The 24,134-nt window shown below is 48.8% G+C and carries 24 protein-coding genes; 8 read left to right on the top strand and 16 right to left on the bottom strand.

Features of this window, described 5'->3' with window-relative positions; translation table 11 throughout:
• Nucleotides 1-36 precede the first annotated feature (36 nt).
• The 5 genes from H6G50_RS09140 to lpxB form a co-directional block, all read right to left on the bottom strand.
• A complete protein-coding gene (locus H6G50_RS09140) occupies nt 37-450 on the bottom strand; it encodes a hypothetical protein (protein ID WP_190715399.1) in 414 nt (137 codons plus the stop codon).
• A gap of 177 nt (nt 451-627) precedes the next feature.
• Nucleotides 628-2,301, bottom strand: coding sequence for a CTP synthase (locus H6G50_RS09135; protein ID WP_190715397.1), 1,674 nt, complete (start codon nt 2,299-2,301; stop codon nt 628-630).
• 222 nt (nt 2,302-2,523) lie between these two features.
• A complete protein-coding gene (hpsP, locus tag H6G50_RS09130) occupies nt 2,524-3,702 on the bottom strand; it encodes a hormogonium polysaccharide biosynthesis glycosyltransferase HpsP (protein ID WP_190715396.1) in 1,179 nt (392 codons plus the stop codon).
• Nucleotides 3,703-3,726: 24 nt separating this feature from the next.
• On the bottom strand, nt 3,727-4,257 hold the full coding sequence (locus H6G50_RS09125) for a DUF2996 domain-containing protein (RefSeq protein ID WP_190715394.1): 531 nt from the start codon (nt 4,255-4,257) through the stop codon (nt 3,727-3,729).
• A 96-nt stretch (nt 4,258-4,353) separates the two neighbouring features.
• The gene (gene lpxB / locus H6G50_RS09120) at nt 4,354-5,511 is read right to left on the bottom strand and encodes a lipid-A-disaccharide synthase (RefSeq protein WP_190715392.1); all 1,158 of its coding nucleotides are present in this window, start codon (nt 5,509-5,511) and stop codon (nt 4,354-4,356) included.
• A gap of 349 nt (nt 5,512-5,860) precedes the next feature.
• Between lpxB and H6G50_RS09115 the strand changes: the two genes are divergently transcribed.
• Both H6G50_RS09115 and H6G50_RS09110 read left to right on the top strand, forming a co-directional pair.
• Nucleotides 5,861-8,023, top strand: coding sequence for a cation:proton antiporter (locus H6G50_RS09115; RefSeq protein ID WP_190715390.1), 2,163 nt, complete (start codon nt 5,861-5,863; stop codon nt 8,021-8,023).
• A 792-nt stretch (nt 8,024-8,815) separates the two neighbouring features.
• A complete protein-coding gene (locus H6G50_RS09110) occupies nt 8,816-8,998 on the top strand; it encodes a hypothetical protein (protein WP_190715388.1) in 183 nt (60 codons plus the stop codon).
• Here H6G50_RS09110 and H6G50_RS09105 read toward each other — a convergent pair.
• The gene (locus H6G50_RS09105) at nt 8,995-9,669 is read right to left on the bottom strand and encodes a helix-turn-helix domain-containing protein (RefSeq protein ID WP_347239910.1); all 675 of its coding nucleotides are present in this window, start codon (nt 9,667-9,669) and stop codon (nt 8,995-8,997) included. The two genes, H6G50_RS09110 and H6G50_RS09105, sit on opposite strands and share 4 nt — an antisense overlap.
• Before the next feature lie 231 nt (nt 9,670-9,900).
• Between H6G50_RS09105 and H6G50_RS09100 the strand changes: the two genes are divergently transcribed.
• From H6G50_RS09100 to rpsN, 3 genes are all read left to right on the top strand, one after another.
• Nucleotides 9,901-11,622: a response regulator gene (locus tag H6G50_RS09100; RefSeq protein WP_190715387.1), complete on the top strand. Its 1,722-nt coding sequence runs from the start codon at nt 9,901-9,903 to the stop codon at nt 11,620-11,622.
• A gap of 134 nt (nt 11,623-11,756) precedes the next feature.
• A complete protein-coding gene (locus H6G50_RS09095) occupies nt 11,757-12,251 on the top strand; it encodes a redoxin domain-containing protein (RefSeq protein ID WP_190715385.1) in 495 nt (164 codons plus the stop codon).
• Between the two features lie 238 nt (nt 12,252-12,489).
• Entirely contained in the window at nt 12,490-12,792 is a 303-nt protein-coding gene (gene rpsN / locus H6G50_RS09090) for a 30S ribosomal protein S14 (RefSeq protein ID WP_190715383.1), read from the top strand.
• 144 nt (nt 12,793-12,936) lie between these two features.
• On the opposite strand, the gene H6G50_RS09085 is transcribed toward rpsN, so the two are convergent.
• The gene (locus H6G50_RS09085; protein ID WP_190715381.1) at nt 12,937-13,275 is read right to left on the bottom strand and encodes a hypothetical protein; all 339 of its coding nucleotides are present in this window, start codon (nt 13,273-13,275) and stop codon (nt 12,937-12,939) included.
• 86 nt (nt 13,276-13,361) lie between these two features.
• On the opposite strand from H6G50_RS09085, the gene aat reads away from it, so the two are divergent.
• On the top strand, nt 13,362-13,937 hold the full coding sequence (gene aat, locus H6G50_RS09080; RefSeq protein ID WP_190715379.1) for a leucyl/phenylalanyl-tRNA--protein transferase: 576 nt from the start codon (nt 13,362-13,364) through the stop codon (nt 13,935-13,937).
• A gap of 61 nt (nt 13,938-13,998) precedes the next feature.
• On the opposite strand, the gene H6G50_RS09075 is transcribed toward aat, so the two are convergent.
• The 3 genes from H6G50_RS09075 to H6G50_RS09065 all read right to left on the bottom strand — a co-directional run bounded on the left by H6G50_RS09075 (nt 13,999) and on the right by H6G50_RS09065 (nt 17,789).
• Nucleotides 13,999-14,964: a polysaccharide deacetylase family protein gene (locus H6G50_RS09075; protein WP_199302770.1), complete on the bottom strand. Its 966-nt coding sequence runs from the start codon at nt 14,962-14,964 to the stop codon at nt 13,999-14,001.
• Nucleotides 14,965-15,278: 314 nt separating this feature from the next.
• Nucleotides 15,279-16,826, bottom strand: a complete 1,548-nt coding sequence (locus H6G50_RS09070; RefSeq protein ID WP_190715377.1) for a bifunctional pantoate--beta-alanine ligase/(d)CMP kinase — start codon at nt 16,824-16,826, stop codon at nt 15,279-15,281.
• Nucleotides 16,827-16,940: 114 nt separating this feature from the next.
• Nucleotides 16,941-17,789 (bottom strand): septal ring lytic transglycosylase RlpA family protein, encoded by an 849-nt coding sequence (locus H6G50_RS09065; protein WP_190715375.1) that lies wholly within the window; start codon nt 17,787-17,789, stop codon nt 16,941-16,943.
• A gap of 400 nt (nt 17,790-18,189) precedes the next feature.
• Here H6G50_RS09065 and purM point away from each other — a divergent pair, with 400 nt between their 5' ends.
• The gene (gene purM, locus H6G50_RS09060) at nt 18,190-19,197 is read left to right on the top strand and encodes a phosphoribosylformylglycinamidine cyclo-ligase (protein WP_190715373.1); all 1,008 of its coding nucleotides are present in this window, start codon (nt 18,190-18,192) and stop codon (nt 19,195-19,197) included.
• 129 nt (nt 19,198-19,326) lie between these two features.
• On the opposite strand, the gene H6G50_RS09055 is transcribed toward purM, so the two are convergent.
• The 5 genes from H6G50_RS09055 to rpmI form a co-directional block, all read right to left on the bottom strand.
• Nucleotides 19,327-20,250 (bottom strand): YihY/virulence factor BrkB family protein, encoded by a 924-nt coding sequence (locus H6G50_RS09055; RefSeq protein WP_190715370.1) that lies wholly within the window; start codon nt 20,248-20,250, stop codon nt 19,327-19,329.
• Nucleotides 20,251-20,275: 25 nt separating this feature from the next.
• Nucleotides 20,276-20,806: a tetratricopeptide repeat protein gene (locus H6G50_RS09050; RefSeq protein WP_190715369.1), complete on the bottom strand. Its 531-nt coding sequence runs from the start codon at nt 20,804-20,806 to the stop codon at nt 20,276-20,278.
• 26 nt (nt 20,807-20,832) lie between these two features.
• Complete coding sequence (locus H6G50_RS09045) at nt 20,833-21,648, bottom strand: transporter substrate-binding domain-containing protein (protein ID WP_242032763.1); 816 nt, start codon at nt 21,646-21,648, stop codon at nt 20,833-20,835.
• A gap of 81 nt (nt 21,649-21,729) precedes the next feature.
• Entirely contained in the window at nt 21,730-22,083 is a 354-nt protein-coding gene (rplT, locus tag H6G50_RS09040; RefSeq protein ID WP_190715367.1) for a 50S ribosomal protein L20, read from the bottom strand.
• 24 nt (nt 22,084-22,107) lie between these two features.
• Nucleotides 22,108-22,305, bottom strand: coding sequence for a 50S ribosomal protein L35 (rpmI, locus tag H6G50_RS09035; protein ID WP_190715365.1), 198 nt, complete (start codon nt 22,303-22,305; stop codon nt 22,108-22,110).
• 127 nt (nt 22,306-22,432) lie between these two features.
• On the opposite strand from rpmI, the gene H6G50_RS09030 reads away from it, so the two are divergent.
• A complete protein-coding gene (locus tag H6G50_RS09030) occupies nt 22,433-23,566 on the top strand; it encodes a heparan-alpha-glucosaminide N-acetyltransferase domain-containing protein (protein WP_190715363.1) in 1,134 nt (377 codons plus the stop codon).
• A gap of 105 nt (nt 23,567-23,671) precedes the next feature.
• Here H6G50_RS09030 and H6G50_RS09025 read toward each other — a convergent pair whose 3' ends face one another.
• A complete protein-coding gene (locus tag H6G50_RS09025; RefSeq protein WP_199302769.1) occupies nt 23,672-23,854 on the bottom strand; it encodes a hypothetical protein in 183 nt (60 codons plus the stop codon).
• Nucleotides 23,855-24,134: the final 280 nt, after the last annotated feature.

The raw sequence follows: 24,134 nt of genomic DNA, 5'->3' as shown, positions 1-24,134 counted from the left end.
CGCTCCAATTACGAATTACGAATTACGAATTACGAATTATATAGACTTTCCAGTTCTCTCGCTAATAAAATGCCGAATTTTTTCGTAAGCTTCCGGTTCTGTTTGTTGGCTTAAAACAATAGGAATAGAACTATCCGGAAGCCAAAACGTTAACTTATGATTTGCATAACAAAAACTCCCAATCGAATTTAAATCGATCAAATATTCTTGACGTTCGTAGAAGAGACGCACCCAACTTCCGCTCAAAGATGAGCTTTTCAGCGTTTTAATATACTCGAGAACCCGATAATAACTGTCCCCATCATTGTAATGACTGAGAATAATCGGAATCGAACTGGCAGGCAGCCAAAAAGTCAAGCGACCGTTAGGAGCGGTGGCGAATACTACAATGCGGTCGAGATCCACAAAGTATTTCTTCCGTTCGTAATTAATTTCGATCCAATGTGCCACAAAACCTCCCGATCGCAAGGCAAATGCTAAAAGACTGCTCCTACATATTCCTGAATCGATCGATCGCATTTTATCGTGCGAGACGATTGCCGACACTTCCCTTTAGTTCGGGTTTGGAGCGACAAGCATTTGTCGTTCCCCACAACTTACGAACTAAATCTCGCGATCGCCTCTCCTTTAGGATACCTCAGCAACTTGTACTAAGGAAGGCAATGACTCGCTCGCCATCGAAGTAGAGGAAGCATCTTCAGCATCATCCCATTCCAGGGCTGCTTTAACAAAGCCGAGAAATAAAGGGTGAGGGCTACTCGGACGAGAGCTAAATTCGGGATGGAACTGAGTGGCAATAAAGAAGGGATGATTTGAATATTCAATCATTTCCACTAAACGCCCGTCGGGAGAAGTTCCACTGATTTGATAGCCGGTTTCTACAAAGAGGTTGCGGTAAGCATTATTAAACTCGTAGCGGTGGCGATGGCGTTCGTAAACCACTTCTTCGCCGTAGAGAGAAGCCGCGAGCGTATCGGGGGCGATGCGACAGGGATACAAGCCCAAGCGCATTGTACCGCCTAAATCCACCACATCTTCTTGTTCGGGCAGTAACGCAATGATAGGGTTGGGAGTATCTTTATCGAACTCTGCACTGTTCGCTTGCTCTAAGCGGGCTATATTTCTCGCCCATTCAATCGCAGCGCACTGCATTCCCAAACATAATCCTAGGAAGGGAATTTTTTCTTGGCGCGCGTATTCAATAGCGATGACTTTGCCATCAACACCGCGAATGCCAAATCCGCCGGGAACGACAACGCCGCTTACGCCCTTGAGATGTTTGGCTGCGCCGTCGATTTCTAAGTCTTCAGCGCTAACCCAGCGCAGTTTGACTTCGCTGTTCGAGGCGATGGCGGCATGGCGTAGCGCTTCGACAACGGAAAGATAAGCATCGCTGAGACGAATGTATTTTCCGACGAGGGCAATTTCGATGTGTCGGCTGGGCGCACTCATGCGTTCGACGAGGGTTTGCCAAGCGCTTAAGTCGGGATGGCGAGCTTCAAGTTCTAGCAGGGCAAGGGTTTGTTTGGCGAGTCCTTCGCGTTCGAGGCGGAGGGGAACTTCGTAGATGCTGCTGACATCTTGGGCGGTGATGACGGATTCGACGGGAACGTCGCAGAATTCGGAGATTTTTTCTTTAATTCCGGGCGGGAGCGGGCGATCGCACCGACAGACTAAAATATTGGGTTGAATGCCTATCGAGCGCAATTCTTTGACGGAATGTTGCGTCGGTTTGGTTTTCAGTTCTCCGGCGGAGGGAATCCACGGCATTAAGGTCACGTGGACGTAGAGTACGTTATTGCGCCCCACTTCTTTGCGAAAGCGGCGAATGGCTTCGAGGAAGGGTTGCGATTCGATGTCGCCAATCGTGCCGCCAATTTCGGTAATGACGACATCGGAATGGGTGTTTTGAGCGACGCGGGCAATGCGCGATTGAATTTCGTTGGTGATGTGGGGGACGACTTGGACGGTACCGCCTTGGTAGTCGCCTCGTCGTTCTTTGTTGAGGACGGCTTGATAGATGGAACCCTGCGTGACGCTGTTGAGGCGCGACATGGAGGTGTCGGTAAAGCGTTCGTAATGTCCCAAGTCTAAGTCGGTTTCTGCGCCGTCTTCGGTAACGAACACTTCGCCGTGCTGAAAGGGACTCATGGTGCCGGGATCGACGTTAATATAGGGGTCGAGTTTGAGGATGGAAACGGAGTAGTTTCGCGATTTGAGCAAGCGCCCCAAACTCGCGGCGACAATTCCTTTTCCGATACTGGAGACTACACCGCCGGTGACGAATACGAATTTAGACATCTTTAATAATGGATAATGGAGAATTGATAATTGACAACGAATTTTAATGGGTTATCCGCCGCGCAATTCACAATTTACGATTCAATAATAACGATTCACTATTCATTATTAACAAGCTTCAAGGGTACGACTGTCGATAATAATTGATGATTGACAACGAATTTCGATTGGTTATGCGTTGCACAATTCACAATTTTACGATTCGCTAATAATAGCGATTCACTATTCATTATTCATTATTAATCGTTTGTAGGCTTCAAGGGTGCGAGCGGCGATCGCGTCCCAACTATAATGCTCTAAGGCATAGTCGCGCGCTTTCTTCCCTCGCTGTTGCCGTTCTGCCTCATTCGTTATTGCAGAACGAAGGTTGTTTGTCAAGCTTTCAATCTGACACGAACCCACCCAACCCGCACCGGCTTGGCGCACGTCTACTTCGAGATCGACGCGATCGGAAATGACAACGGGCAAACCCGCAAGCATGGCTTCAGCAACGGCAATGCCAAAGTTTTCATAATAGCTCGGCAGTACGAAGAGATCGGCATCGCGCAGGAGGGCGAGTTTATCGATGCCGGTCACAAATCCGGCAATGGTAGTGCGAGAATTAAGGGGAGAGGAGGAAAGGCGATCGCGAATTTGCCGTTCGTAATCGGGCGCTTGAGAATTCGATCCGGCTAAAACGAAGTGAAACTCAACCCCTTCCGATTGCAAGGCTTCTAAGGCGGGAAACAGCAAATCGAAGCCTTTTTTGGGGTCGAGGCGCGACATAAATAACAGTAAGGGAATCTCCGGCGCAATTCCCCATTTTTCCCTTGCTTTACCCGCCTGTGGCAGTTCTGATAACTGGACTCCGAGGGGAAGTACGAGATCTCGGGTTTTCGCGCCGAAGCGATGAGAAATTTCGGCTTCGCGATCGCTCGTAAAATGCAACGCCGCCGCCCCTGCAATATTCTTCCTTTCCCACAGTGCTGCATAGATCTGCTTGAGACGCTGCTTTTTCCGTAAGTCGGCCGGATCCAGCGTCCCCAGAGGACGGAGAATATAGGGCAAGCCGCGCGATCGCGCCACCGTCGCCGCTGCGGTACTCACCGGCGAAAATAGCGCGTGAATATGCGCTAAATCGTACTCTCGCGCGTTCTGCCCCAACCAGCGCAACAACTCGACAGAAAACTTATAACGCCGAAAGGGGGAACAGCGAAAATAACGGACTTGATAGCCATCTTCGGCGACAGGGCGATCGAGCGGAACATCTAACGGCGGTTGTCCCGCATCGCCGTTCGAGTCCGTCGTCAGCACCATCACTTCAACTCCTCGCGCTGCTAAAGCTGCGGACAATCCCCTCACCATCTGGCTGGGGCCGCCATAGACTAAGGATATCGAAGGGACGATCTGAAGAATTTTCATTCGGCTACAGATAAACGGTTCGAGCTAATTTCTCGCTAACAGTTTTTCAGCATTCAGGCGTTGTACGGCGTACAACACCATCAGATCCAAACTGACTTTACGTTCGTCAATCATAAACGATTCGAGAATGCTAGGCTTTGCACCGTTAGTCGAAAAAGAAAAGCCTTTTTTGCCTTGAATATCGGCATCGGGGAAATAAATATTGAACTGATAGTTGTCTCTTCCCCAACTGCCGCGTACTTGCCAGCAAGCTTCCGTCGCCGAAGCACCGACAATCGGAACAGCTTCATTGACAAACTTGAGATTCATATCTTTTGCCCCTTCCTTCGCGGCTGCTGTTTGCAAGGCGGGAAGGAAATCTTGTTGCATAAATTCAGTAAAGGGCTTGTCTTCCACTGCCGGGGCTTTGGGCTTTTTCGCTTTTTCGGCGGCGGGAGGCTTCTCTTTAGCGGGCGGTTTCGCTTTTGGTGTATCTGCTGCGTCTTGTGCCTTGGGTTCGGCGGCAGCTTCAACCTGTTCTGACTGCTGTTCTGGGGGATTCGTTTCTTCTGCCATTCGGAGCGCTCCTCAAGATTGTATACAATCCTTAAACATTGACTATTGTACCGAGTTCTGGGATCCTCGCTCATGGAGAAATGAGGCCGTAAATCTTTATTTGCGATACTCTAAGATTTCCCGCGCGGCGCGATCGCACACGCCTGCTTCTCCCAAACAATCGCGCATCCGTTGGTAATCGTGCAGCATTTTATTGCGTCGTTCTCGATTCAACAGCAAATCGATCGCGTTTTGAGCAATATTCTCTGGCGTTGCCTCTTCTTGAAACAACTCCGGCACAATCGGTTCCATCAGCACTAAGTTCGGCGGTGCGAGGAACGGCGAAGGATATTTCAGCACCGTTCGCGCAAACCCCAAGGTAATCGGACTGAGACGATACACCACCAATTGAGGAATACCCATCAGGGCAATTTCCAGGTTTACCGTTCCCGATTTCGCGATCGCCAGATCTGCCGCCGCCATTGCCGTTAAACTGTGTCCTTCCCAAATTATCGCCTTTAACCCGTGCTTATCGATCTGTTCTTGAATCGGCTTGCGATACACCGGCAGCGAGAGGGAAATAATATAACGAACTTGCGGCAATTGCTCCTGAACTTCTCGCGCGGCGGAAAATAAATTCGGGAATAAATATTTCACTTCTTGGCGGCGCGAAACGGGGAATAAAGAGATGGCGAGTTCGTCGGGGGCAATTCCTAATTCCTGTCGCGCTTCCTCACGCTTTGGCGGGTTCTGGAGGCGATCGACAAGGGGATGTCCTACCCATCCCACCGATACGCCTCGCTTTTCAAAAAACCGCGCTTCTTCGGGGAAAATAGCTAGCAAGCGATCGGTGACTGCAATCATCTTTTTGATGTCATTGGGAAATGGTGTCCAAATCCAATACTGCGGTGCGATATAGTAGACGATCGGCACGTTAGGGAGATGCTGGCGTGCGTAGTTGCCGATAACGTTATTTGGCCCTGCGTAGTCGATTAAAACAATAAGATCGGGCGGATTATTTTTCAGATATTGCTTTGCTGCTTTTTGCACTTGCAACGTCGGCAGAATAAAGGGAATCGCTTCTAGCAAACCTACCGAACCGATGCCCTTGGTATTGCCGAGGAGTTCTGCCCCCGCTGCTGCCATGCGATCGCCCCCCAAGGCGACGATCTCTAAAGGGATGCCCGCAGCGGCCGCTTGGCGATACAACGCCTCCACTAACAACCCGCCTTGTAAATCGCCCGAAACTTCCCCGGTACTAATAAATATCCGCATCTGGTATCCCGCTTAATCTGAATGAAGAGCTACAATCTTTGCTCTGCGTTAGGGGTTTTGAGGTATTCTAGCAATTTAGGCTACTTGCAAGGCACGAACGGCGTGACGAGCATCAAGCATGACCGCTTCCGGGCCGACTCTGCTAACGAATTCTTTGTTCCCTTGCTTCACAAAGGAATAACGATCCTTCCTATTATTCAAGATTCGCGGTTCACTTTCAAGAATTTTCTGTAGATTAGTATTTTAATACTAAATTAAGAGAAATTTTTGTTTAACTCGCTTATACGATAGTATCGTCCGAGGTACCCTTGGCTTTCAACTCTTTGCTGTAATTGATGGATTTAAAGTTATGCCTTTACCGGTCCTCGTTCTCGCTCAAGTTCTTATTGTCATCGGGATTTCGCGTCTTGTCGGTTCGGCTTTTCGCTGGATAAAACAGCCTCAAGTTATTGGTGAAATTGTTGCCGGAATTATGTTAGGCCCGTCGCTATTGGGGTTAATTGCTCCCCACTGGTCGGGAGCCTTATTTCCACCAGAAACAATCCCTTTTTTAGAGGTTATTTCAGATGTCGGGCTGATCTTTTTCATGTTTTTGATCGGCTTAGAATTAAACCCAAAATATCTAAAGGGGAACTTAGACATTGCAATCTTAACTTCCCACGTTAGCATTCTGGTTCCTTTTTCATTGGGAAGTATTTTGGCGTTGCTCCTGTACCCGCAAGTCTCGAATAACAGCGTCTCTTTTACTGCTTTTGCGATGTTTTTAGGCGCAGCAATGTCGATTACTGCCTTTCCAGTTCTAGCCAGAATTATTACTGAAAATAACCTACAAAATACGCGATTGGGTACGTTAGCCTTAACTTGTGCGGCGGTGGATGACGTGACAGCGTGGTGTTTGCTCGCCGTCGCGATCGCGGTAACGCGAACCAATAGTATGACGGGTGCTTTACCTACGATTATCGAATCGATAATCTACATCGCTTTGATGTTAACAATCGGACGAAAATTCTTGAAACGGTTGGCAAAATATTACAACCGCAGAGGGCGTTTGACACAATTGACCCTTGCGGGAATTTATATGGCAGTTGTTGCTTCTGCCTTAATTACAGAATTTATTGGAATTCACTTAATTTTTGGAGCATTTCTGTTAGGGGCAGTTATGCCTAAAAATGCAGGATTAACGAGAGAAATTGCCGAAAAAACCGAAGATTTTGTTTTAATTTTCTTGCTACCCGTATTTTTTGCTTATAGCGGTTTGCGAACGCAAATTGGTCTGTTAGATCGCCCGGAACTCTGGGGATTGTGCGCAGCTATTTTAGGGGTTGCCGTCATTGGCAAATACGCGGGAACATACATTGCTGCAAGGGTTTGCGGGATTGAAAATCGAGAAGCTTCGGCTTTAGGCTGGCTGATGAATACGCGCGGACTAACGGAGTTAATCGTTCTTAATATTGGGTTGAGCCTGGGCGTTATTTCGCCGTTACTGTTTGCGATGTTGGTGATTATGGCTTTAGTAACGACGTTCATGACTTCGCCGCTGTTGGAATGGACATTCCCGAAACGCCTGATTCGTTTGGATACGGTGGAGGATGAAACGCAGGAACTCGCACCCAATTATCGCATTCTGGTTCCGGTAGCAAATCCCGATACGCAGCGCGGTTTGTTGCAATTAGCGATCTCGCTTGCAGGGCAAGGACAACCGCCTGCTGTCGTGCATCCCCTGAGTTTGATCCAACTGCAAGAAGATTACGCCTTTGAGAGTACCCCGGTCGAAGCAGAACGATTAATGCAGGAACGGCGCACCACCCTCGAGGGATTAATAAACAGCCTCGAATTGACGGAAGCCAAAAAGCTCATCCAACCCATCATCCGCACGACAAACGATGTGGCGCGCGAAACCATCCAAATCGCCCGCCTCGATCGCGCCGACTTAATCCTCGTCGGTTGGCATCGCCCGACATTCAGCAGCAATCGTTTAGGCGGTAGAGTCGGGCAGATTCTGCGCGGCGCGCCCGTAGATGTGGCGGTATTCGTCGATCGCGGGCGCACTCGCCTCAATACCCTCCTGGTTCCTTACGCTGCCAACGTTCACGACGATTTAGCCCTGGAGTTAGCCTTGCGCCTACTCGTGAACGACGACTCCCGACAGCTGACGATTTTGCGCCCGGAACCCGAAGCCGAACCATCGCAAGCATTAACCCACGAATTGCAACGTTTGCTCGACTCACTCCCCCCCGCTGCGCGATCGCGTCTCGAAATCGTCGCCGTCGGAAATAGTCAACCTTTAGAAGCTGTCATTCAAGCCTCAGCTAACGTCGATCTCACCTTAGCGGGAACGACGCGCGAATGGGGAATCGAACGGCATACCCTGGGCAGTTACACCGACGAACTCGCCGTGCGCTGTCACTCCTCGCTGCTAATTGCGCGCTGCCACTTAACCGCGCGATCGCACCTCAAATCCGTTTTAACTGAGGCTTCCGTTCCCAACCCGCCGCAATCCGAGCCGATCTAAAGCTCGATCGATAATCGTATCCCCTCGCCTCCCTGACTGATTGAAACACGCGATCGCTTTAGTAAAAGGGGGACAACAAAGAGACAAAAGTTGATATTGTTTTTAGATGTGTCGAATTCCGGGTTCCCTAGGGTTTGCTCCCCCTCGAGGTCGCGATGACGCTAGCCCGCCTCCCAGCGCGCAGCAGTCCCCCTCGATAGTGGGTCACAATTAACAAGAAATTCAAATTGCCTCGCGCTTTGAATTTCGTTTTACCGAAAATTTGGGTTTAGAGCTACGTCCTTTAACAAAGCGTAGGACGGCTTTATGTTATAATGGAACCGGTTTGAATTCCCTGAGTGGGCGGTAGTGAATGGCTCATACTGAGTTGAACCCTAGAACTCGAAAGTCTGCACAAGAGACAAAAAGGAGGGTAGCGAAAACCTCGTAAATCATAGCGCAGTAGCCGATAAACAACGGCGAATGAAAACAAGTAAAAGACTTGTCGCAAGACAGATAGGGTAGGGCATACCCGAATCTCCCGGAAACGGGAAAACGCTTGGAGAGTGAACCCTAAAAAGGACACCTAGATAGCAAGTGATATTCTAGTAAGTTCGGTTCAGACATAATCATGTAAGACGTAAGTAAGGGCAACCAGAAAGCGCAGTGATTAGCTCAAGAATCCACTCGCCTTTAAGCAGTGGAGTGTCAATCTCGCGGCACACTCTAGAAAAAGCCCGCTATGCCTCTGGGATGCTTGGGAGTGAATTACAACGCACCAGGGGCCTTTTAATCTGTGTCTATGAGGAAACCATGTCGAAACGTCGCAATCCAAAGAAAGAAAAAGCGCTGCGCAATAAAGCTTACGCGCGCCGGTTCCGGAAATCGCTAAATCGCGGTCGTACCTTCCGGAACAAACGCTATGATAACCGTCCGTCCGGCAGCGATCGCGAGGATGACAACGCAGTAGAAGACTCTTCTGCTGACGCGAACTAAGACACAGGACTCACTTTAGCGCGGAACAGCAGTTGCCCTCGATGGCGATAACCCGCGTAACGCACGCGCACCCGCTCGCCGGGTTGCGCCGTTCCTTCAACCGGCTGATGGAGTTGGGGATCGTACTGGAGTTCTTCTCCTACCGTCGCGATCGCTTCTACCTGCCATTGCTGTAGCAGTTGCTCGAGCGGTTTGACCAAAGGCAATAATCTCGTTGCCGGTAAATCGGGATTTTCTTTTGCCTTGGTCGCCGCCGCCGACCAAGAGACTAACCAAGATTCGATCGCTTGCAAACTACTGCGCTGAAACTCTTGCATCAGCAGTTCGCGCTGGTCTTGCAAGTGCTGTTGCAACTGCAAGTATTCTTGTTGCAAAGCCTTGAAATCCTCAGTCTTTTTCCCTTCCTCTTCCGATCCTGCCTTAAACTCCGCTACACTCCCGGCCGCAGGAGTCGCCGTAAATTGTTCGATTAAACCTTGCAAGGGAATTTGCAGTGTCGAGCTAACCTTCAACGCATCCTCGATCCGCATTTGCAACAATTCTCCTCGACGCAAGCGCAGCAGTTGACGCGCCGACAGTCCCGATTGCTGACAAAATTGTCGAAAACTCGAAATTCCTCGTTCCTGCATCAACTGCTGTAATAATTCCGTGTAAATTTGAAACTCAGACACAGTGAATGATAAATAATGAATGATAAATAATGAATGATGAAGACCGAATAATTAAGGATGAAGGAGCGGGATAAAAACAAGTCATTCCTTCTCTCTATTCTCTCTCGCTCCCTCTCAATTAGTTGGAGTGATTTGCACGCTCCAGGAATTCTTAATTCTTAATTTTGAATTTTGAATAAGGGTCGATAACATCTTAATATTGAGAGTAGGAGAAATGCAAAGGCAACAACGATGGCAGCGAATAAAGTTCTAATTGTTGACGAACTTGCGACTCGGAGGGCGCAGATTAGAGAAATGCTTCCCAGCGGCAACTTCGAGGTTGTCGAGGCGAGCGATGGCGAAGAAGCAATCGTATTGTTAGACAGCGATCGCGTCGGTTTGCGGGTTGTCATCTTTAACTTCGAGCTTGCTATCGTTAGCGGTTGGGAAGTGCTGAAAAAACTCCAAACCGATCCCGAACTGCAAAAAATCGCAGCCATTGTCACTAGCGATCGCACCGCCGACGTTACCGCGATCGTCCCGCAGCCCTACTTAAACTATATCGAAGTCGTTGAAACTTCCTGGGATCGCATCCCCTTCCAAAAAGCCCTCAAATCTGCCCTCAACAAAACCAAGCTCCCGCGTCAATCTCTCCCCACCGAACCCCTCGCTCCGCCAACGCCACAACCTGTCGAGCCCGAACCCGTTCTCGAACCCGTTCCCCCCACCGCTGAATTTCCCCCCCCAGAAACCAACTACCCTCCCTTAACCACTTCCGAAAGTATCGAACTCAACCCGGTAGCGAACGTAACGGAAAATTTTGTCGATCCCTTCGCGAGCAACTCCAATCCCGCCGCCGAGACTGAGGCTGCTACTGCCTTTATCGATCCCTTCGCGCCTGCGGAAAACTCCGATCCTTCTCCCCTTACTGATGCGGGGGCAGCCTTCGCCGATCCTTTTGCAACGGCGACTCCTCCCGATACGACCGTTTCTACTCTCTCTGAAAGCTTTGCCGAGCCGTTTGCGAGCGTCGAAGTACCTCCAGTTGCGCCGACAACCTCAGAATTACAAAACAATTTTTCAGAACCCGATCTAGCACCGCCCGCTACCCCTGTCCCTACAGAAGCGGCAATTGCCCGGGAAACTCGGGGCTGGGAAAGCAATAATGGAGCCGAACTCGCCGAATTCGAGATTGCGCCGACACCTTACGCCTCTTTAGAATGTTATCGAAGCCTGGGCGATCGCGCCGCTCGGAATATCGATTGTCTCGCCATTAGCCCAGACGGACAATATCTCCTCACCGGAAGCGCAGTCCACCCGATCCAAATTTGGGATTTAGCAACCAGTACGCTGGTAGTGCAATGGAGTTTGTTTTCTAAGGAAACTCGCTGTCTGGCCGTGATGCCGGACGGTCATACGGTGATTAGCGGCGCGGAACGAACGAAAGTCAAACGCTGGGACTTTCTGACGGGCGAACTGCTAGGCCCTTTGAACGATGCGGCGGTGGGGGTCAGTGCGATCGCGATTTCCCCCGATGGATTAACGTTAATTAGCGGTGCATTGCACAGTAACGTCAAACTCTGGGATTTACAAACCGGCGAGACAATTTGTCCTTTCAATGACTACTCCTTCGGTACAACTGCCTTAGCTCTTACCTCCGACGGGAGTATTTTGGTTACGGGACACGAAAATAGCAATATTAAACTGTGGGATTTTGCAACCGGCGATTTATTGGGACCGTTAAATATTCAGTCCTCTCATGTGACTTGCTTAACGCTCAGTCCCGATAACCAATTGGCGATTAGCGGTCATCAAGATGGCACGATCGAATTTATTCACCTCGATTCGGGCGAGATACTGCGCCGCATTAAAGCTCACGCGCTCCCCGTGAACGGCATTGCCATCTCGCCTGACGGTCAATATTTAATTAGCGCTTGCCCCGACGAAATTAAATTTTGGGGGGCGAGCCAGTAACGAGTTGACTTGCACGCTTAACGAAGCGAAATCGTCAGCGGAACTTTGAAAAAAGCGTGCCTCACGCTTAGGAAAAACGCTATATACTGTCCAAAAGTTGGATATCTTTTAAAACTGGGGAGTATTTTAATCCTGTGACCGCACAAGCACCTGCATCGATTTATGACCTTTCCGCGATCGCGATTGATGGCAATCCGGTGTCATTAAATACTTATAAAGATAAAGTTTTACTGATTGTCAATACGGCGAGTCAGTGCGGCTTTACGCCTCAATACCAAGGATTGCAGTCTTTATACGAGCGCTTTAGCGATCGAGGGTTGGAAATCTTAGGATTTCCCTGCAATCAATTCGGGCAGCAGGAACCCGGAAATTCGTCGCAAATTCAGTCTTTCTGCGAAACTCGCTTTGGCGTTTCTTTTCCCCTTTTCCAAAAAATTGACGTGAATGGAAGCAACGCTCATCCTTTATATCGGTACTTGACTCAAGCAGCACCCGGTATTTTGGGGACGGAAGGAATTAAATGGAACTTTACTAAGTTTCTGGTCGATCGCAGCGGCAAGGTCGTTAAGTGCTATCCGCCTACGACTAAGCCGGAAGATTTAGCCAAAGATATTCAAGCTTTGTTATAAGCGCTAGAGAGCTAATTGGGAAAAATAGCTTGACAAAATCCTTAAGTCATAGTAGAGAATTTTTGGGTTTCCGGCGTAAGGGGATTGGGAGAACTAGCATCGGGGTGGGCTGGCGTTACTGGGGTTTTTGAGTAACGGCAGGAGGAGAGACAGGAGAGAAAATCTAGATTGGGGATTTTCCGCCTTCAAAATGAGTTAAAATCGAGAATGCTGTCTAAAATCCAGAACTCAGGACTCAATGGCAAAGAAGAGCATGATCGAGCGCGAGAAAAAGCGCCAGAAACTCGTAGATAAGTACGCGGAAAGACGCGCAGAATTGAAAGAAAAGTTTAGAACGACGAGTTCTCAGCTCGAAAAATTAGAAATTCACCGCGAAATTCAACAGTTACCTCGCAGCAGCGCTAAAGTCCGCTTGCGCAACCGTTGCTGGGCGACAGGAAGACCGAGAGGTTACTATCGCGACTTTGGTTTGTCTCGGAACGTCTTCAGAGAGTGGGCGCACGAAGGTTTACTTCCGGGTGTTGTTAAGTCGAGTTGGTAGTTTAATCGTTATCTGTTAACAGTTATCAGTTATCAGTTATCAGGAACTAGCGAGCAGTAATCCCCGAACAGGAAATCGTCTACGAACGAAAATTTTTCCGGTAACTAAACAAATGGGTTACTGCTCTCCGATAACTGAATCGAACTACTGCCCGCAGCAGCGATCGATCCCCAAACTGTCGAGGATTAAGTCGCTAACAGCGTTCGCGATCGCAAATTCGCTATAAAAACTTTTGCTAAAATCAAAAGCCTGCATCTCAGTAACAATGGCAATGACCAAACAACCGAGATCGTTCTCGCCCTCTAAACGCTGGCGGACAAAAATTTGGGAAGCGCGTTCGGCGATCTGTTGATTGACGGTTTCGGGAATAAATTCGCGATCGAGCCAATCCCGTAAAGCTTTTTTTAGCCAGTCCCCTTCTTGCTGGGGATTGCGCATAGGGGGAAGCGTAATCGGCGGTATCGGCGGTATGGGTTGAGTCATTTCTCAAACAAAAATTTACAAGTTAAATCTCAAAAACCTTAAATATTTACTATATTTTCTAACATTTCTAACATTTCTAACATTTAATGGCCTTTGATGTGGCGGAGATCGTGGAAGGATACGCTCGGGGATATTTTCTGATGTCGAACGAAAGGGGCGAACTCGGCTGGTATAGCAGTCGCCAGCGTGCGATAATTCCCCTCGACCATCACTTCCGCTATCCAAAATCCCTTCAACGTATCCTCAATCAAAATCGTTTTAGCGTTGCGATCGATCGCGCCTTTGAAGCCGTATGCGAAGGTTGTGCCAATCGCAAAACAACCTGGATTTCGCCCGAACTCCAACTCATTTATCGAGAACTGCACCGCGCGGGTTTAGCGCACAGTTTTGAAACCTGGCAAGGCGACGAACTCGCTGGCGGTATTTTAGGATTGACTCTTCGTGGAGCTTTCATCGGTGAATCGATGTTTTTCCGCATTCCTGACGGCTCTAAAGTCGCAATGGTGAAATTAGTCGAACATTTAAGAAGTCATAATTTTATTCTCTTCGACGCACAATTGCAAAACCCCCACCTCGAACGCTTCGGCTCGATGATTATCGGCGATCGGGACTATCAAAGCTTGCTACAGCAAGCGTTACTCGCAAATTGCACTTTTGTTTAAAAAACCCGGTCTCATTTTGAAACCGGGCGACTAAATATTAAAAATATTTTCAAAATTGAGGTTACGAACTCGCTTTTTTCGCTGGTTTCTGGGTTCCGGTCTGCGACTTTTGCGCCTCTACTTTGGGTTGTTGCGCTGCCTTCGCCTTCAAATCCAACAACTCGGGAAGCGTAACAAACTCATATCCCTGGTTGCGGAGATTTTCGATAATCGTTGGTAATGCAGCAACCGTCCGGTGACGATCGCCGCCGCCATCGTGCATGAGGACAACGCCACCCTGTCCTGCATCCCGCATGACATTATGAATCTGGGCGGCGCTGGAAGCGCGATAGTCCTGAGAATCGGCAGACCACATAGCGATGACATCGTTTTTCTCCGCCGCATAAGTCGCTAAACCATTTTTAAGGATTCCTCCCGGCGGTCGGAAGAAGGCGCTTTTTACGCCCGTGGTTTTATAGATAATATCGTCGGTGCGATCGATTTGCTGCGCTGCTGCTTCTCGAGTGTGATGACGGTAAGGATGGTTCCAACTGTGATTGGCAATAATGTGACCTTCTTTAACCACTTTTTGCGCGAGTTCCGGAAAACTTTTAACGTTTTGTCCAACCACGAAAAAAGTAGCTTTGATGTCATATTTTTTGAGAATGCTTAAGACCTCATTGGTACTTTTTGGCCACGGTCCATCGTCAAAGGTTAGAGCAATCACTTTGCGCCCTGACGGTACGCTAATATCCTTGATAATTTGTCCCTGAAACTGTTTGGGGACGGCATAGTCATAAATTTGTTTTTGTGCGGCATCTAACCCGCTGACGCGAGTTACTAAGCTATCAATAACTTCCGATTCGCCCAACGCGATAGTCTGAGCTTGAGCCGAGCGCGCCCCGATATTCCACGAAAACGCACCGAGTTTGGACGAGTTGGAAGCTGATTTAAAAGACCACAACAAACCCGCTGCATAGCTTGCTGCTGCAATTGCGATCGCGAAAGCAGCGCGTCGCTGCCAGACCAATGAAGAATGTTCCGCCAATGTCTAAGTCTCCTTAACTCCTCTATAAAGATGACTGGGTATCGAGACCTGCCCCAATCCCAAGAGCAACGCTTTTGATGCTCTTTTTTAATCTCTCGCTCTGCCAGCGAGTCCCCCCGTTCGAGCGAAATTTATCGCGATCTAAATCGCTCTAGTGCTGATGATTATAGTTACTGCTTGTCTGCAATGACAAGACCCCTCAATCCGGAATTTCTGGAAATATTTTTCCTTTCTTAATGTTCCGGTTCATCGCTTCACCCTGTTTACGGTTGTATTATATCTTGAGTCGAATCAATTCTCTGGGTCGCTCTAAATTATTTTGTTCGCTTTGAAAACGCCTCGCGGTAGCAGTTTAGGATAGCTTCGGTGGCTTCTTCAATATTGAGATTGTCGGTCACGATTTCGATCGCGTCGGGAGCTTTGCGAAGGGGAGCAATTTTGCGCGTGCTATCGAGAAAATCTCGCCGTTGAATATCTTTCTCGATTTGTTCGAGGCTGAGGTTGAGTTCGCCCTGCGCCAGTAGGTCATTGCGTCGGCGGCGAGCGCGTTCGCGTTCCGAGGCGGTTAAATAAATTTTTAGCTCGGCATCGGGAAAAACATGAGTTCCGATATCTCGCCCTTCGGCAACAATACCGCCTTTTTTGCCGATCGCTTGCTGCTGGCGAACGAGGGCGCTGCGAACGGCGGGCAGTTTGGAGACGGCGGAAACGCTATCGGTTACGGTAGGGGAAAGAATCGTTTTCGTCACATCTTGCTGGTTAATGGTAATCTGCATTCCGGTGGGGGAGTCCGTGGGGAGAAATTCGATCGCAACTGATTGCAGAAGTTCCGCGATCGCGGGTTCGTCGTCGGTATCGATCCCCGCTTGCAGCACCAACCAAGTAACAGCGCGATACATGGCTCCAGTATTGAGGTGAAAGAAGTCGAGGGCTTCGGCAACGTGGCGCGTTACCGTTGATTTTCCGGCACCAGCGGGCCCGTCAATGGCAATGATGGGCTGGCGATCGCGCAGAATGACATTATCAATGAGGCGGGTCGAACCCAGGTAAGCCGCGATCGCGAGTAACCCTGCCGTTTCGATCCGCTCGATTGGTTGCAACGAAGCCGGATCGACCAATTCTAAGTATTGCACCTGCACTTCCGGAACAGTTGCTAGTTTCTCTGCGGCGATCGCGCTCAGAACCTTACTGTCGCGTTCTCCGGCTCGAAAAGCTTGCCGCGCTGCCTCTAAACTCCAATACAAAATAGTCGCTTGCTCGGTTTGGCTGGCTGATAAATATTGATTGCGAGAACTCAAAGCCAAACCCAATTCGTCCCGAACTGTCGAGCAGGCGCGAATTTCGACCGGAATGTTTAAATCCCGAATTAAACGGCGAATTATCGCCAGTTGTTGCGCGTCCTTTTCCCCAAAATAAGCGCGAGTCGGCTGCACGATATTCAAGAGCTTGGTGACAATCGTCGCCACGCCCGCAAAATGCCCCGGTCGAAAGGGACCGCACAATCCCGTTACCATATCGGCGGGCGGTAGAATCACGGCGAGCGAACGTTCATTTTGACCGGGAAAGATGCCCATCTCTTCTGGGGACGGGGCAAAAACGACATCTACGCCTAAATTTTGGCAAAATTGACAATCGCGATCGAGATTGCGGGGATATTGCTCTAAATCTTCTTGAGGGCTGAATTGAAGGGGATTGACAAAAATTGTGGCTACCGTGCGGTCATTTTCTGCGATCGCGCGTTCGAGCAAACGCTGGTGTCCGGCGTGCAAGGCTCCCATCGTCGGTACTAAGCCAATCTCGCGGCTAACCCGTTCGTCGTTTAGGTAAGCTTGCAAGCCCGCGATCGTTTTTAAGACTCGCATTCCCATTCCCCTCTCTTGATATCCTTATTTTCATGGCTGTAAGGGCATAGCAATGCTATGCCCCTACAAGATTATGCCGCGATCGCGAGCGCTGCGATCGCGTGACCTTTAAACTTAACGACCGAGAACTTCAACTTCGACCGGAGCTACGCCACTGCCGTACATTCCAATCTGTTTGGCAGCACCAACGGAGAGGTCGATAATGCGACCGCGCACGAAAGGTCCGCGATCGTTGATCCGCACGATCGCGGACTGACCGTTATTGCGATTGGTGACGCGCACGCGCGTGCCGAAAGGTAAGGTTCGGTGGGCGGCGGTCATTGCGTTTTGGTTGAACCGTTCGCCGCTAGCACTCAAACGACCGTGGAAACCAGGCCCGTACCAGGAAGCCATACCGCGTTGAACTGAAACCGTTCTTTGTTCTGGCGCTTGAGGGGCGGCGGCGGCTTCAGGACGTAATATTAATTGGTTAGCTTGCAGGGGCGCAGCATTCCCTAACAAACGCCGCAAGCGGTTGGTCGCTTGGATGGCATCTTGGGTGACATTGCGCGTGGTATCGGGCAATATGGTTTGCTTGCCGTCCACTAACGCCAATTCTTGACCGTTGAGGGTCATGAGGTAAGCTTGACGCGCCTCATTCCAGCCTACCGTAATGGCATTGGCATCGTTCGGGTTGAGGGCTTTGAGGCGTTCGGCGACGGCGTTTGCAGCTTGTGCGGGATCGTTTTGAGCGGGTGCGGCAACAAAGGTGAGAAGGGGGATACTGCGAATGTAGAGCGTGGCAGCATTAGAGTCGCCCAATTTGTGGGTCAGAATGCGAGTTGGAGTCGAGGTTGTCGCGATTGTAGCTGAGTTGGCGGCAACGTTTTGAGAGGGAGGTAGCGTTTGCGCGATCGCGGCGGTCGTTCCCAGTGCGGTAAGAACTAAAGAAGCGGTTAGACTACCTAAAAATTTCTGACTCATAAGTTTCTTGGTGTTAGGCTTTCTCGAAATCTTGCAGTTGGTTCAGCAGTATGTCCCGGATTTTCGATCGAGCGGTGTTTAAGAGTAGTGCGTGTAAATGAACTGCAACAGCCTATCATGAAGTTTTGGGTTTCGGGATCGGGGATCGCAAGCTCGCGTATTTTTCTCCGAGCAAGAAGTAAATCAAACATCAGACTCCATCAACCTTCCATTAGTGCCATAAAATTTACTTTTATTTACAAACATTTATGAGCTTCCAGACTTTTTAAAAGATTCACTAATACTTCAGAGGGATTCCATGCACAACTTATGATAAAAAGCAATCCCATCAAGGGGGATTTTGTACGTTTGAGTGATTAAAAATAATGAAACTTACTGAGATTAGTTAGAAGAAGGACTTATGGATTATCGAGACGCAGGAGTTGATATTGTCGCCGGACGTTTATTTGTCGATCGCATTCGCCAAAGCGTCGAAAGTACCTACCGCGACGGCGTATTAGGGGGATTAGGCGGTTTTGGCGGCTGTTTTCAGTTGCCATCGGGTTACAAAGAACCCGTTCTCGTATCGGGAACCGATGGCGTAGGGACGAAGTTAATGCTCGCCCGCGCCCTCAATCGTCACGATACAGTAGGAATAGACTTAGTGGCGATGTGCGTCAACGACGTGCTGACATTGGGCGCAGAACCGCTTTTTTTCCTTGATTATTTAGCGACAGGGAAACTCGAACCCGAACAACTCGCCGAAGTCGTCGCGGGAATTGCCGAGGGTTGTCGGCAGAGTAATTGCGCCTTATTAGGCGGCGAAACCGCAGAAATGCCGGGATTTTATGGAAACGGCGAATACGATTTGGCGGGATTTTGCGTTGGAATTGTCGAGAAGCAGAAAATATTGAATGGTTCGCAAGTTGAAGTGGGTGATGTAGCGATCGGGTTAGCCAGTCAGGGATTGCACAGTAACGGCTTTAGTTTGGCGCGCAAAATTGTTGAAAAGAGTGGTTTGGCGTGGGATGCAACGCCCGAGGAGTTAGGTGGGAGAAGTTTGGGCGAAGTGTTGCTTGCACCAACGCGCCTCTACGTGCAACCAATTTTAGAGGCATTGCGCGACGGAATGGAGATTCACGGGATGGCGCATATCACTGGCGGCGGACTGCCGGAGAACTTACCTCGCTGCTTGGGTGAAGGTAAATCCGTGCGATTGGAGGCTGATAGCTGGGAAATTCCGGGGATTTTCCGCTGGTTGGCGAAAGTAGGTGAAGTTAAGGAAGAAGATATGTTCGATACGTTTAATATGGGAATCGGATTTGTGGCGATCGTGGGACGAGAACGCGCTTCAGAAACGCTGGCGTGGTTCCGCGATCGCGACATTGCCAGTTATTGTATCGGTGAAGTCGTTAATAATGAATTATGAATTATGAATTATGAGTGGTGAATGATGAATGGGGAATGGGGAATTGGGGAATTCTGAGTGATGAGTGATGAGTGATGAATGGGGAATTGGGGAATTACAAATTACGAATTACGAATTACGAATTACAAATTACGAATTATCCCTTCTTCTTCCCTTCTCCCGCTCAAACTTCGCCCGTTCATCCGTCCAAGTGGCGTGTCGTTCGGGAACAATTTGAGAACCAAATCGACGCGCGTAAACTTGGGTAAATTCTGCCCCAAAAAAGAGGATTTGGGCGGAGTAGTAAACCCAAGCCAAAACGATAATTAAAGAACCCGCCGCCCCATAAGTTGAACCGAAACTACCGCCGCCTAAATAAATGCCCAGAATCGATTTTCCAATGCTGAATAGCAAAGCAGTCATTGCCGCACCAATTAAGACATCATTCCATTTTATTTTGACATCCGGCAAATATTTATACATCAACGCAAATAGAAGCGTCACGATGACAAAAGAGAGAACGAAGTCTACAATCTTCCAGATAAAATCTGCTCCCGGCAGTATGCCGTTAAGGTAATTACTTACCGCTGCTAAACCGGCACTTAACACTAAGGAAACGAGGAGTAAGAACCCAATCCCCAACACGGCAGAGAACGATAAAATTCGCTTCCTGATGAAGTTTTTAATGCCTCGTCCCGGTTTAACTTCAATTTCCCAAACCGTATTGAGTGCGTCTTGGAGTTCTGCGAATACGCCCGATGCGCCAAATAGTAGGGCAATGATGCTTAAGAACGATGCTAAACTGCTGGTATCGGGTTTGCTGGCATTTTCGATCGCGGCTTCAATAACTTTCGCTCCTTCTGTGCCAACTAAGCCTTGAATTTGCCCGACAATTTCACCCCGCGCGGCTTCTTCCCCAAAAATTGCCCCCGCAATTGCGATCGCGATAATTAAGAGCGGTGCGAGGGAAAAAACCGTATAGTAAGCTAAAGCCGCCGCCAAACGGGAGGCTTTATCCTTTTGCCATTCTTCCCAGGTTTCTTTAAAGAGTTCGGTAATAACTCGGAATTTCATAACGCTCCACCTTTTCCTATTTCTATTAACTCACCGGAGCGATACGCTTCCGCAAAGATTCAACTCGCTTTTTAGCAACGGCATTTTTGGGATCGTATTTTAAAGTTTCTTCGTAGGCTTCTACGGCTTGAGTGACTAATTTCTTACGTTCGTAAGCCAAGCCCAAATTATTTAAAGCTATTGGATATTCTTTATTATATTTTAGCGCCTCTTTATACTGCCGGATCGCTAGATCGTATTGTTCGTTAGCGAAGTAGGCGTAACCGAGTCCATTATGCACGAGAGCGAGGTTATCTGGGGCGATTTTCTCTTCTGCTTTCAAAGATTTTTCAAATAACTTTGTGGCTTGAACGAACATTTTCTTATCTAGATACATTCCGCCCAACTCATAGTAATCTTTGGCGCTTCCTTTTTCCTTTTTGAGTTTAGCTTCTAGTTTAGAAATTCTTCCTTCTATTCGTCGTACATTAAACAGTTGTACGAAAACGAAAATCGCGGCAAAGCTAAGGATAACAAGCAGGACGATTAAATAAATTGTGGGTAAAGTTTCATTCATTTTGAGTTTATCCAAACACTTTTATGTTATTGATTCTTTATTGTTCGCGAGTTAAGTCCCCAGCGTTCGATCCGTTCCTTCAGCCAGCCGGAAATTTGCCAGTTGGAGAGGAGTTGGTTGATACGCAGGTAGAGGGTGCTGTAGGCTAGTCCTTTAGGCAGGGCAATGCTCAGACTCTCTCCGGGGATGCGATCGCGCAGTAGTTGGTAACGAGGATTTTCTTGTACCCAACCGACGAGAACGGGAAGATCGGCAGCGAATGCGTCCGCTTTGCCACTCTCGAGCAGCGATCGCGCTTCTTGATAGGATTGTACCGGGACGAGCGTTGCTGTGGATAGTTCGTGACGAACCACTGCGATCGTACTCGAGCCTTGCAGCAGGGCAATTTTTTTCGAGGACAAATCGCCGAGTCGTTGGAGGTTGGGGTTGAGGGTTAGGAAGGCGGTACTATTGAGATAGTAGTAACGGCTGAAATTAACAAAGCGATCGCGCGATGCCGTTTGAGAGAGGTTGGCAATGACGACATCGACTCGCCCCTCTGAAAGAGCGTTTAATCGTTCCAAATTGCCGAGCGGACGAAACTCCACCGCCTCCGGACTGCCTAAGATTTCAGCGGCTAACTGACGGGCGATATCGATTTCCAATCCTTGTAAATTCCCGGCTTCATCCCGAAATCCCAGCGGACGTAGGTTATCTTTCACCCCAACGATTAATTTACCGCGATCGACAATCTCAGCCAGACTTGCCGCCCGCAGAGGGCGCGGTGCTAGTGCCGGAGAACCTAGGAGAGCGATCGCCGCTAGCATCGACATTAGCGTTTGTATCGAAGTCCATCGAGCCAAAATCTTTAATTGCTCCTCTTAACGCAAGTAACTCGCAGAAAATCGGCGAGTTACTTGCAATCCCACGACAATCGAATGCAATTATGACGACTTTTTCGCCAATTCCACCACAGCGCTAAACGCATCGGGATCGAGAACGGCGAGTTGCGCCAACATTTTACGATTGATTTCGATATTGACTTTTTTGAGTTGCCCAGTCAGTTGGCTGTAACTGATGCCGTGCATTCTCGCTGCTGCATTAATCCGCGCAATCCAAAGGCGACGAAAATCGCGCTTGCGCCGACGGCGATCGCGATAAGCGCTGCGTAGCGCCTTCATCACCTGCTGATTCGCAGTGCGGAACAACTTCGAGTGGGAACCTCTAAAACCCTTCGCGAGTTTGAGGATTTTTTTACGACGTTTGCGAGCAACGTTCCCGCGTTTTACCCTTGCCATAACAAATGTTCTTGGTTATTTAATCTAGATATAAGGCAGCATCAAGCGCACTTCGCCTTCGTCGCGCTCGTTGACTAACGTTAACTGCGACAGGCGGCGCTTTTGTTTCGAGGTTTTATGCTCTAACATATGATTCTTATAAGCCTTGCGGCGACGAATTTTGCCGCTTCCTGTCAGGCGAAAACGCTTCGCTGCCGATTTTTTCGTTTTCAGTTTAGGCATGAACTCGCCCTAATTCGACACAATTTACTATTCTACTACGAATCTGTCTTTAAAAGCGAGGAAATTTAGAAGATCGGTTTCTGACCGGGATAATTTAAACTGGAGCAAAAAGTATCGTAAAGTCTGAATGTCTGGCTCGACACGATTAGCTAAACGCCTTAAATCTTTGGATGTCTTTCGCGGTATGGCGATCGCGGGAATGATCCTCGTCAATACCCCCGGCAGTTGGGACCATATTTACCCGCCCCTAGAACACGCCGAATGGGACGGTTTTACGCCCACCGACCTAGTATTTCCTGCCTTTCTGTTCATTTCTGGGGTGGCAATGGCTTTTTCGCTTGCCAAATACCTCACCGATAACAATAGACCGACGGGTAACGTTTATGCTCGCATTGCCCGACGCTGCCTGCTGTTATTTGCTTTGGGCTTAATGCTCAACAGCGCTAACCTACTGCTAGGGTTGCAGAAAAATCTACGCATCTTAGGCGTATTGCAGCGGATCGCGATCGCTTACTTTTTTGGCGCGATCGCCGTATTAAACCTGCCGCGACGCGCTCTCTGGCTGGGTTCTGCCTTCCTCCTCCTCTACTATTGGTGGGCAGTGACCTCGATTCCCGTTCCCGGTTTTGGTTCCGGGAACCTTACCCTAGAAGGAAACCTCGTCGGTTACATCGATCGCACCCTCCTGGGACAGCAATTCATGTACAAACAAGCTCCTTTTGACCCAGAAGGCTTATTCAGTACACTTCCGGCCATCGTCACGGTCATCGCGGGCTACTTAACCGGAGATTATCTCCGCCGAGCGCCGATTAAGTCGAGTACGAGCGTTAATTTACTGCTTTTCGGTCTCGGTAGCCTCGTTATTGGCTACCTTTGGGGAAACATTTTCCCCGTTAACAAACAGTTGTGGACAAGTTCTTATGTTTTAGTGAGTGCGGGTTGGTCGTTGTTGCTCCTAGCTGCCTGCTACGAAGCGATTGAGGTGAGAAAAATAGAGAAATGGGGATTTCCGTTTGAGGTGATGGGTGCAAACGCCATTTTCTTGTTTGTGGCATCGGGGCTAGTAACGCGGATGTTTTACGTTCTGAAAGTGGGGGCTGGAGAAAAAGCACCTAGCCTGTATGCGTGGATTTACGAAAATGGATTTGTCCCTTGGGCGGGCGAACTGAACGGCTCCCTATTATTTGCGATCGCAACAGTTGCCCTCTGGTGGCTCGTTCTGTACGGAATGTATCGTAAGGGCTGGTTTTTCAAGGTCTGAATTTCGATCTGGGTTGAAGGTTTCAGCAATTCTTAGCAAAATTTTCCCTTATCCTCTTTACAAAATTCAAGCTTTATCAGTATAATAACTGAAAGCGGAATGCACTTACTCAACGGTCTTTAGCAAGCCATGACGCACTCCGTAAAACACCCTACGAACTAGAATCTGTTCTTGTTCGTTGAGTTCTCCACTTCCTAGCTTGGCAGACATAAAGCTTTGTTGAGAGCGAGAGATGCTCCGAGAAGCAAGGACTTGTGCTGCCATCTCAAGGATATTTGTAGTCATCATAGTAGTACCCTCCCTCTTAGCTCTGGGTTAACTGCGGTGTTCTATCTACATTTAAATATGCCGCAAATTTCCAGCCTATTTTGTGACCATCGGGGTTACTCAATGTGACAAATTGAATTTAAACCTGCGATCTGGGTCACTGCAAATAATAGAATTTTCTTTTTTGAGATAGATATTGAGCGCATCCTCTCAAAACGCGCTTATAGTCAAGGGCGAACTCTAACTATAATTGTTCCCCACAAACCAAGTTTTTCATGTTTTCTTTATCAAATCTTTAAGA

This window comes from Oscillatoria sp. FACHB-1406 (assembly GCF_014698145.1).
Lineage (GTDB): Bacteria > Cyanobacteriota > Cyanobacteriia > Cyanobacteriales > Spirulinaceae > FACHB-1406.
This window is presented reverse-complemented; position numbering and strand designations above follow the sequence as displayed.

Coding starts and splice junctions, on each gene's coding strand:
- H6G50_RS09135 (WP_190715397.1), bottom strand. CDS start 2,301: ATGTCTAAATTCGTATTCGTCACCGGCGGTGTAGTCTCCAGTATCGGA.
- hpsP (WP_190715396.1), bottom strand. CDS start 3,702: ATGAAAATTCTTCAGATCGTCCCTTCGATATCCTTAGTCTATGGCGGC.
- H6G50_RS09125 (WP_190715394.1), bottom strand. CDS start 4,257: ATGGCAGAAGAAACGAATCCCCCAGAACAGCAGTCAGAACAGGTTGAA.
- lpxB (WP_190715392.1), bottom strand. CDS start 5,511: ATGCGGATATTTATTAGTACCGGGGAAGTTTCGGGCGATTTACAAGGC.
- H6G50_RS09115 (WP_190715390.1), top strand. CDS start 5,861: ATGCCTTTACCGGTCCTCGTTCTCGCTCAAGTTCTTATTGTCATCGGG.
- H6G50_RS09110 (WP_190715388.1), top strand. CDS start 8,816: ATGTCGAAACGTCGCAATCCAAAGAAAGAAAAAGCGCTGCGCAATAAA.
- H6G50_RS09100 (WP_190715387.1), top strand. CDS start 9,901: ATGGCAGCGAATAAAGTTCTAATTGTTGACGAACTTGCGACTCGGAGG.
- rpsN (WP_190715383.1), top strand. CDS start 12,490: ATGGCAAAGAAGAGCATGATCGAGCGCGAGAAAAAGCGCCAGAAACTC.
- H6G50_RS09085 (WP_190715381.1), bottom strand. CDS start 13,275: ATGACTCAACCCATACCGCCGATACCGCCGATTACGCTTCCCCCTATG.
- aat (WP_190715379.1), top strand. CDS start 13,362: ATGGCCTTTGATGTGGCGGAGATCGTGGAAGGATACGCTCGGGGATAT.
- H6G50_RS09070 (WP_190715377.1), bottom strand. CDS start 16,826: ATGCGAGTCTTAAAAACGATCGCGGGCTTGCAAGCTTACCTAAACGAC.
- H6G50_RS09065 (WP_190715375.1), bottom strand. CDS start 17,789: ATGAGTCAGAAATTTTTAGGTAGTCTAACCGCTTCTTTAGTTCTTACC.
- purM (WP_190715373.1), top strand. CDS start 18,190: ATGGATTATCGAGACGCAGGAGTTGATATTGTCGCCGGACGTTTATTT.
- H6G50_RS09055 (WP_190715370.1), bottom strand. CDS start 20,250: ATGAAATTCCGAGTTATTACCGAACTCTTTAAAGAAACCTGGGAAGAA.
- H6G50_RS09050 (WP_190715369.1), bottom strand. CDS start 20,806: ATGAATGAAACTTTACCCACAATTTATTTAATCGTCCTGCTTGTTATC.
- rplT (WP_190715367.1), bottom strand. CDS start 22,083: ATGGCAAGGGTAAAACGCGGGAACGTTGCTCGCAAACGTCGTAAAAAA.
- rpmI (WP_190715365.1), bottom strand. CDS start 22,305: ATGCCTAAACTGAAAACGAAAAAATCGGCAGCGAAGCGTTTTCGCCTG.
- H6G50_RS09030 (WP_190715363.1), top strand. CDS start 22,433: ATGTCTGGCTCGACACGATTAGCTAAACGCCTTAAATCTTTGGATGTC.
- H6G50_RS09025 (WP_199302769.1), bottom strand. CDS start 23,854: ATGATGACTACAAATATCCTTGAGATGGCAGCACAAGTCCTTGCTTCT.